The organism is Actinophytocola sp. (genome assembly GCF_009379765.1).
In the GTDB taxonomy this organism is placed as follows: Bacteria; Actinomycetota; Actinomycetes; order Mycobacteriales; family Pseudonocardiaceae; genus Actinophytocola.
The window spans coordinates 1-9,243 of record NZ_WHTD01000241.1 but is presented as its reverse complement, the minus strand read 5'-3'; the positions used below and the strand labels follow the sequence as shown (position 1 = coordinate 9,243).

The window sequence follows — 9,243 nt, the reverse complement described above, 5'->3', positions numbered from 1 at the left end:
TCGCCGCGACGGCCGCGCGGACGCCCCCGGCGACCGGCCGGCACCGGGGTCGCCGCCGTGGCCGCGTGCGTCGCGGTCGTCGCCTACTTCGTGGCCGAGCACCCGTCGGCGGGCGACGTGCTGCGGCCGGTTCCGGTGATGCTCCTCGCGGTGGTGCTGGCCTTCGGCGCGCGGCTGGCCCTGGTCCCGCCGCCGTGGCTGGGCGGCGACCGGCTCGCGCGGGGCATCGGGGTCGGCACGGCGCTCGTGCTCGGCATCGGCTTCGTGCTGGCCTCGCGGCTGCCCGGCGACGACGCCGGCGGCATGGCGTCCTACCTGATCTTCGCGACGATCCCGATCTTCTTCGTGGGCGCCGCGGTGGCGGCCGCGGTCGGCCGGTCGTTCCACACCGGCGTGCGCGCCGCGACGTGGACGGCGCTGCTCGGCACCGCGTGGGTGTTCGTCCTGTGGCTGCTGGAGTCCGTGCGCTGGTACCGCGACGGCCTGGGGCTGCTGCTCGACGCGGCGGGCGGCCTGCCCATCGGCGTCAACCTCAGCGACGCGATCATCTGGACGCTGGCCTGGCTGCCGGTCTGGGGTCTGCCCATCGGGGTGCTCGGCGCGGCGGCGGGGGCCGCGGTGCGCCGGCGGGTCAGCGCTCCGGTCGCCTGACCGCGGCCTGGGCCTCGGCCGGGGCGAGCTCACCGATCCGGTCGACCGTCCACTCGGTGACCTTGCGCGCCACCTGCTGCGCGGTGAGGCCGAGCCGGACGAGCACCTCGGCGCGGGTGCCCTGGCCGTGGAACTCCTGCGGTATCCCGATGTCACGCAGCGGGGTGTCCACATCGGCGTCCCGCAGCGCCGCGGCCAGTGCCCAGCCGAAGCCGCCGTGCCGGCCGCCGTCCTCGACGGTGACGACCAGCCGGTGCTCGGCGGCCAGCTCGGCCAGCTCGGCGGGCACCGGGGCGACCCAGCGCGGGTCGACGACGGTGACGCCGATCCCCTGGTCGGCCAGCCGGTCCGCGGCGGCGAGACCCAGCTCGGCGAACGCGCCGACGGTCACCAGCAGCACGTGCCGGTCGCTCGCCGGCCTGCGCAGGACGTCCACGACGCCGCGGCGCTCGAGAGTGGGGATGTCGGCGCCGACGGCGGCCTTCGGGAAGCGCAGGACGGTCGGGCCGTCGGACACCGCGATGGCCTCGGTGAGCTCCTCGGCGAGCGTCCCGGCGTCGCGCGGCGCGGCGATCCGGATGCCCGGCACCGCGCCCATGATCGACAGGTCCCACATCCCGTGGTGGCTCGCACCGTCCGGGCCGGTGATGCCCGCACGGTCGAGCACGACGGTGACCGGCAGCTTGTGCAGCGCGACGTCCATCAGCATCTGGTCGAACGCGCGGTTGAGGAACGTCGAGTAGATCGCGACGACCGGGTGCAGCCCCGCCATCGCCATGCCGGCTGCCGAGGTGATCGCGTGCTGCTCCGCGATGCCGACGTCGAACCAGCGGTCCGGGTAGGCCTCGGCGAACGGCGCGAGGCCGGCCGAGCGCAGCATGGCCGCGGTGATCGCGACGACATCCGGCCGGTGCTCGCCGATGCGCACCATCTCCTGGGCGAACACCGAGGTCCAGGTGGCGCTCTTGGCGGTGGCCGGCCGGCCGGTGACCGGGTCGATGGGGTCGGTCTGGTGCATCTGGTCGACCTCGTCGTTCTCGGCCAGCGGGAAGCCACGCCCCTTGCAGGTGGCGGCGTGCACGATGACCGGGCCGCCGAACTCCTTGGCGCGACGCAGTGCCGCCTCGAGGGCGACGAGGTCGTGGCCGTCGACCGGGCCGAAGTACTTGAGGCCGAGGTCCTCGAACATCACCTGCGGGCTGAGCGCGTCCTTGATGCCGCGCTTGGCGGCGTGCAGGGCGGCGTAGAGCGGCTTGCCGACGACGGGGGTGCCCTGGAGCATCCGCTTGCCGCCCTCGAGCGCGCGCTCGTAGTTGGGCGACAGGCGCAACGACGCGAGGTGGTCGGCCAGCCCGCCGATGGTCGGCGAGTAGGAGCGGCCGTTGTCGTTGACGATGATCACCATCGGCCGGTCGGTGCCGGCGGCGATGTTGTTGAGCGCCTCCCAGCACATGCCGCCGGTGAGCGCCCCGTCCCCGACGACCGCGACGACGTGCCGGGGCTCGCCGCGCAGCTCGAACGCCTTGGCCAGACCGTCCGCATAGGACAGTGCGGTGGAGGCGTGGCTGTTCTCGACGAGGTCGTGCTCGCTCTCGTGCCGGCTGGGGTAGCCGGAGAGGCCGTCCTTCTGCCGCAGCCGGTCGAACTCCTGCCGGCGCCCGGTGACGATCTTGTGGACGTAGGCCTGGTGCCCGACGTCGAAGACCACGGCGTCCCTCGGCGAGTCGAACACCCGGTGGATGGCCATGGTGAGCTCGACCACGCCGAGGTTGGGACCGAGGTGGCCGCCCGTGGTGGTGACCTTGTCGACGAGGAACTGGCGGATCTCCGCCGCGAGCCTGACCAGGTCCTCCGTGCTCAGCCGCTTGAGGTCGGCCGGTCCGTGCAGGGAGTCGAGCAGACTCGGATGGTCGGTCACCGCTGGTCACCTCGGTTTCTTGGCTGTCGTGCCCGACAGCTGGGACGTCGGCTCTCGTTGCGCCAGTCTACGAGCGCACGGCGGCTGGGGGCGCGCCCCTACACTCGGCCGGGTGCCAGTCGCATTCGACACCGCCGGGATGGACCAGTACGACGAGCGGACGTGGTTCGATCCGCGCACCGGCGACCAGGTCAGCCTGACCTACGTCGGGCTGGTACCCGACCTGCCGGCGCCGTTGTCCGACCTGCCGGAGCTACGCCGTCGGTTGGCGCTGGAGACCGCCGACGTTGGCACGCTGATCGAGGCACACGTGGTGCTCCTCGACTCGGTGCCGTCACTGTTCCAGCTGCTCAAACTGCCGCTCCCGAACCAGGACACGGGCCAGGCGTTCATCGCCGCGTTCACCGTGCCGAAGGCGACGTGCAGTGCCGTGCTGCGCATCCAGTGCGCCGAGGGCCAGCCGACCGGCATGCGCGAGTCGGTGGTGTTCTCGCAGGTGGGGGTCGAGGGTTTCGTGCGCCCGCACCCGTACGCGCCCTCGTTGGAGGGCCGCCTCCCCTGGCACGTTGGCGACGACGCCCAGTGGGACGGCCAGTTCCCGGACCACCCCCTGAGCCGCGCCAGGGCCTGGGCTCATCGAACGATGGCCACCGCACGGGTGGACCGGGCCTTCGCCGCGCAGCCCCCGTTCGGCAGCGCGGCCGATCCCACCGGCAGGCCGGACCCGACCACCCCGCGCGGGAGACCCTCGCCGGCCGGCCGGCCGGCCGGCCCCACCTCATTCGGCGAACCGACCCCAGCCGACTCGGGCAACCTCGCCACACCAAGCCACCCGGCCCCGGCCGACCGGCCCGGCCCGAGCAACTCGGAGAGCCTCGCCACACCCGGCCGGCCAGCCGACCCAGGTGGCTTCGCCCCCTTCGGCGACCCGGGCCCAGCCAGCTCGGGCAACGTGGCCGGACCCAGCCGTCCGGCCGATCCAGGCGGCTTCGCGCCGTTCGGCGAACCCAGCCCGACCAGCTCCGACAACTTCGCCCCCTTCGGGGAACCAGGCCCGGACGACTTCGCGCCATTCGGCCATCAAGGCGCGCCGGACACCGGCACCGTTGCGCCACCCAACGGCAAGCGCCCGGCATACCCACCGCGGCCTCAGCAAGGCCCGACCGATGCCTTCCCCTCGCCCCCCTCTCCGGCGCATCGAGGGCCGACCAGTTCCCTTCGACCCCCCAACGGCAACGGCCCGGCCGGCTCGCCGCCTCCCCGGCCCGCCGACGCCGGCACGTTCGCACCGCCGAGCGACCCGGACGAGACCGACGCGTTCCCGAACCGCCGCGGGGGCCCCGAGTCCGGCACCTTCCCCCCGGCCACCAACGGCGCGTCCCTCCCGCCGGCCGACCTCGACGGATGGCCGAGCACGATCGACTCCGGCACGTTCGCACCGCCCGAGCCGGCTCCGTCCGGATCCGACGGTCTCCCCGGCACCAACGGCCACCCGACCAACGGGGTCCCTCGGCCGGACCAACCGGAGCCGACGCCGATCCCCCACGCCCAGCCGACGGTGTACACCTCGGCGGCGGGCCTGACCAACGAGGACGGCTGGACCGCACCCGACGACCAGCCCGAGCCGGACCAACCCCTCCGCCTGGTGCGCGACCAGCCGCCGCAGGGCTTCCGCGAGCTCCCCGACGAGCCGGCAGCCGAGCCCGCGGCCGACGACCCGTTCCGTCAGCTACGTGAGCCGCCCGCCGAGCCGGAACCCGAACAGCTCCTGGGCCCCCTACGCAAGAGCCCCTTCGCCGACGCGGACCCCCACCCCGACGACGAACCCGCCCTGCACGCCCTACCCGACGGGCCGGTCGAGCTCGCGTTCAGACGCCGCGTCCCCGCCGAGTCACACCGGCCGCAGGAGCAACCACCCAGACACGGGATCCTCAACGAGGCACCGCCCGGCGACCCGGCCTCCCCAGGCAGCATTACCACCGCACCACCGCAACCAGACGAGCCGCCCATCCCTTCGCGACACGAGGTCTCCGGCGAGGCGGAGACAGCCGAGCCGGCATCCAGGCATGGTTCGCCGGACGAGGTGGCACCGGTCGAGGTGGCACCGGTCGAGCCGGCCGGAGTGATGCGGTCGGACGACGCGGGGGCACCGAACGAGCAGCCGGCGGGCGCGCCGGACGAGGCGCCTCCTGGATCGCGGCCGGTCGCGCGGCACGAGCGCCTCGACGCCGCGTCGGCGTGGCAGGTGCCGCCGAGTGATCCGGAGCCCGAACCGACGTCCGGACGCCGCGCCGCGGAAGACCCGCCCGCGACCGATGGTTCGGACGCCCCACCATCACCCGCGCCCGAGTCCGACGAGCACGCACCGGCCGAACCGCCGACCCCGCCGTTGCGCCCTTCCCTCATCATCGACACCGACGCCCTGGTCCACGCCGACGCCCCGGTCCACGCCCCGATCACAGAGGAACCCGCGCCACCGCACCCGCCGGTCGACGTCACCGAGGAACCGGGCGAACCCGAGCCACCAGACGCGACGCCCGAGCCCGAGCCCGAGCCATCGGCCTCGGCAGCGCCTGACCCGACAGCCGAACCGGAGGCGCCCGAACCGGTCGGCGGGCCCGAACCACCGGACCCGGACTCGCCCGAAGCGGCAGCCGAACCCACGGCACCGGAGCCCATCGGCGAACCCGAACCACCGGACCCGCCGTCGCCCCGAGCGACAGTCGCACCCGAAGCACCCGAGCCGGATGTGCCGTCGGTGGACGAGGCCGAACCGGCGGCGGACGACTCCGAGACATCGCCCGAGGACGAGGCAGACAACGAGGAGCCCGAGGCCGAACCCGGGTCGTCGCCCGGGTTTCGGGTGGTCTCCGAGGAGGCCGACGACGAACCCGAAGCCGAGATCGACGACGAACCCGCCGGCGAGACCGGCGGGGAGTCCGGCGGCGGGGCCGAGCAGGAGACCGACCGGGTCACGCCGTTGTTCCGGGTCCCGGCGCCCGAGTCGCGGCGGTTGCGGGTCGCCCAGGACGGGCCGACCGAGGTCGGCGACGTCATGCACACCGTGCTCGTCGGGTTGCCGATCGGCGGGCACCTGCCGCTCTGGCAGGGCGGCGCGATCAGCTACTGGCGCATGGCCGACCCCGACGCCGTGCGCGGCCGGCTCGGGGTGGGGCTCGAGTCGCGGTCGGAGATCGACAACCAGCGGTTTCGCGAGGCCGCCATGGTGGGTCCCGATCGGGGGACGCTCTTTCTGATGGATCGCTATCGGGACGAGACCGGGCATCTCGGCGGCACGACGACCCAGCTGGAGCCGGCCACCGAGGAGGACGCGTTCCGCGCGGCCGACGACAAGGCCATGTCCGAGCTGTACGGCTGGCTCGGCGAGGTGGTGCTGGCAGCCGGCAGGCGCAATGAGTTCGTCGCGGTGGAGACCGGTGGATGGAAGGTGCCGGCGACGCCCTTCGTGCTGATCATGCTGCGAAGCGACGGGCAGGAGTGGCACTCCGTGGTCGAGACCTCGCCCGTGCCGGTCGGCGCCCCCGTGTGGCGTGATCAGCAACCGGTCGACGGCGACACGCAGTTACTGGCTTCGCCGGCCACCGACCGGACGATGCGCGCGGCCGGGCTGCTGACCAGGTTCGCCGTGGCCACCTGGTCGATGCACCCGTTCCAGCTCGGACTCTCGTTCGGTCCAAACCCGACGCTCGGTGAGGTTCCGACCCGGTAAGGTCAATCCTCACCATGGGTAAACAGAGGGTGGGGATCTTGCTGTGACGGAGCCGCAGCCGGTGATGGATCAGGCGGAACAGGACCAACTGACCCGGCAGGTGGGCCGGGCGTTGCTGACCGTGGCGGGGGCCGACTGGAAGCAGGTGCGGGCCGAGTACCGGTCGGCCGGGCGACACATCGAGGTGGACGTGTTCGTCACCGGGCCGGACGGCGCGCCGCGCATGGTGCGGCCGCCGGTGGAGGTCGTCGACGGCCTCGGGCGGCTGCGGCAGGGCATGTACCGGCCGGGTCGGGGGACGTGGATCTCCGCCGAGTACCTGCTCGAGCCGCCGAGCAGCTTCAGCGCCGAGTTCGAGCCGGACGTCGAGCCGCGGTGGCGGCGGGTGCCGCCACCGATCGGGTTCGCCGACGAGCTGCGGTTCTTCCCGCGGGCGGACGAGCACATCCCGGACTGGCTGCGCCAACGAGCCGGCCTGCCACCAGCCACGGGTGAGCAGCCGCCGACGCCGCCCGGTGGCCAGGCCGTCGGCACACCGACGCCAGATGTCGGCACACCGACGCCAGATGTCGGCACACCGACGCCAGGCGCCGACACACCTACGTCAGGCGCCGACACACCCGGACAGCCGGCGGGCCAGCCGACGCCGCCCGGTGGGGCGGTGCGGCCAGGGCAGCCGGTACCAGCGCATGCCGGGCAACCGACGCCGCCCGGAGGCTCGCCGCAACCGGGTGCGCAACAAGCCGGGCAGCCCACTCCGCCTGGGGGTGAGCCACGGCCCGGTTTCCCCGGGCCGGGCCAGCAGGCGCCAGGCCAGCAGCGGCCCGCGTTCCAGCCTGGGCCGCAGCAGCCTGGCACACCGCCCAGTGGCGGGCCGGTGCCCTTTCAACAGCCGGGTGGCGCGCCGAACCAGCCCTCTACCCCGCCGGGCGGACCACCGAGCCAACCCGCCTGGTAGAGCGGGGCGCTCAGGACCGAGACCGGCAGGCAGACCAAGATCCCCCGGCGCGCGTCGCCGTGTCGTCCGGTGGCGTCGCCGTGCCAACCCGTGGCGTCGCCGTGTCGACCGGTGGCGTCGCCGTGTCGACCGGTGGCGTCGCCGTGTCGACCGGTGGCGTCGCCGTGTCGTCCCGTGGCGTCGCCGTGTCGTCCCGTGGCGTCGCCGTGTCGTCCCGTGGCGTCGTGTCGACCGGTGACGTCGCCGTGTCGTCCCGTGACGTCGCTGTGTCGACCCGTGGCGTCGCTGTGTCGACCCGTGACGTCGTCGGGTGGCGTGCGGCAGGTGGGGTGTCCCGGCGGCGCCCCACATCCAGGACGCGGCCGGTGGACGGGGTCCGGCCAGGATCCGCCGCCACGTGCGTCAGCCCGGTACGCCAGGTCAACGGCCTGCTGAGCGGAGGCGCCGACCAGGACCGCTACGACCTGGTCAACAGGGCGATGCACTCGATGTGGTGGGTCATCGGGAAAGCGTCGAACGCCCGAACACGCTCCAGGCGGTAGCCGTGGTCGCCGAACGTGGCGACATCCCGGGCCAAAGCGGCCGGGTCGCACGCCACGTAGATCACCCGCGACGGCCCCCGCGACGAGATCGCCTCCACCACGCGCCGGCCCGCTCCGGAACGGGGTGGGTCCAGGACCACCACAGCGGGGTCGCGACCGACCCCCGCCGACAGGACGGCCTCCACCCGACCCTCGAAGATGCGGGCCTGCGGCAGGTCCGACAAGTTGTCCGCGGCCGCCGCGGCCGCCGCCCCGATGGACTCCACCGCGATCACCTCGCCCGACGGGCCCACCTGCGAAGCCAGCACGGCGGCGAAAAGGCCCACGCCGCAGTACAAGTCCCACGCCGCGTCGCCGACCACCAGGCCCGACCAGGACGAGACCACCTCCGCGTAGAGGTCCGCCGCATCGGGGTGCGTCTGCCAGAAGCTTTCGGCGGGTACTCGCCACGTCCGGCGGGCGGCGGTCTCGACGGCCATCGAGCCGGGGCCGATATGCGTCACCGCGTGGGCGTCCACGGCCACCGTCACCGACGAGTCCGGCGGCCACGCCCGCCCGACCACCTGGTCCACCGTGCCCGGCGCGGAGATCGGGCACCCGGAGATGGGCACGACCTCGTGGCTGCGATGCGCCCGGAAACCCGGGCGGCCAACGGAGTCGACAGTGAGCCGCGCCCGCGTCCGCCACGACAGCGGCCCACCCGGCAGCGGCTCCACCTCCACCGACACCGCCAGGCCGGCGAGCCGCGAGAACTGCTCGGCGACGACAGAAGCCTTCAGCAGACGTTGCGAAGCCGGCGACGCGTGTTGGAAGTCGCACCCACCGCACCCGCCGGGACGAGCCACCGGACACGGCGGATCAACCCGATCACCGGACGGAGTAAGCACCGCCACGGCGTCGCCGCGGCAGAAGGACCCGCCACGATCCTCCGTCACCGAGACGACGACGCGCTCACCCGGCAGCGTGTGCCGGACGAACACCACCCGACCCTCGTGCCGCGCGACGCAATGTCCACCATGCGCCACCGGGCCGACGAGAACCTCGAACCGCCGCCCCACCCACGAGCTCACCGTTTGTCCTTTCCGGACAGTCCACGGCGGATCGCGCCCGGCGCGGCCACCTCGGAACGGTCCCGCACCCGCTCGGAGGAAGCCAGCTGCCACGGCACCGAGGTCACCATCACCCCGGGCTGGAACAGCAACCGACCCTTGAGCCGCAACGCGCTCTGGTTGTGCAGGAACTGTTCCCACCACCGGCCGACCACGTACTCGGGGATGTACACCGTCACCACGTCGCGCGGGTTGTCCGTGCGCACCCGCTTCACGTAGTCCAGCACCGGCTTCGTGATCTCCCGGTACGGCGACTCGACCACCTTGAGTGGCACCGAGAAGTCCTCCTTCTCCCACTGTGCCACCAGCGACCGGGTGTCCGCGTCGTCGACGTT

General features: G+C 73.6%; 5 protein-coding genes and 1 pseudogene. 3 read left to right on the top strand and 3 right to left on the bottom strand.

The annotated features are described in order from the left end of the window. On the top strand, positions 1-651 hold a 651-nt coding region (locus tag GEV28_RS40400; protein WP_291419371.1), incomplete at its 5' end, for a hypothetical protein. On the opposite strand, the gene dxs is transcribed toward GEV28_RS40400, so the two are convergent. Further along, positions 632-2,569 carry a 1-deoxy-D-xylulose-5-phosphate synthase gene (dxs, locus tag GEV28_RS40395; protein WP_291419369.1) on the bottom strand — a complete coding sequence of 646 codons (1,938 nt, stop codon included), beginning with the start codon at positions 2,567-2,569 and terminating at the stop codon, positions 632-634. The genes GEV28_RS40400 and dxs overlap by 20 nt on opposite strands. 112 nt (positions 2,570-2,681) lie before the next feature. On the opposite strand from dxs, the gene GEV28_RS40390 reads away from it, so the two are divergent. Together GEV28_RS40390 and GEV28_RS40385 are read left to right on the top strand one after the other, a co-directional pair. Further along, on the top strand, positions 2,682-6,299 hold the full coding sequence (locus GEV28_RS40390) for a hypothetical protein (RefSeq protein WP_291419367.1): 3,618 nt from the start codon (positions 2,682-2,684) through the stop codon (positions 6,297-6,299). Between the two features lie 43 nt (positions 6,300-6,342). Further along, positions 6,343-7,257, top strand: coding sequence for a hypothetical protein (locus tag GEV28_RS40385; protein ID WP_291419366.1), 915 nt, complete (start codon positions 6,343-6,345; stop codon positions 7,255-7,257). A gap of 457 nt (positions 7,258-7,714) precedes the next feature. On the opposite strand, the gene GEV28_RS40380 is transcribed toward GEV28_RS40385, so the two are convergent. Together GEV28_RS40380 and GEV28_RS40375 are read right to left on the bottom strand one after the other, a co-directional pair. Beyond that, positions 7,715-8,869, bottom strand: a complete 1,155-nt coding sequence (locus GEV28_RS40380) for a class I SAM-dependent RNA methyltransferase (protein WP_291419363.1) — start codon at positions 8,867-8,869, stop codon at positions 7,715-7,717. After that, positions 8,866-9,243: pseudogene (locus tag GEV28_RS40375) on the bottom strand (DNA-binding protein); the annotation flags it as partial. The gene GEV28_RS40380 and the pseudogene GEV28_RS40375, both read right to left, overlap by 4 nt.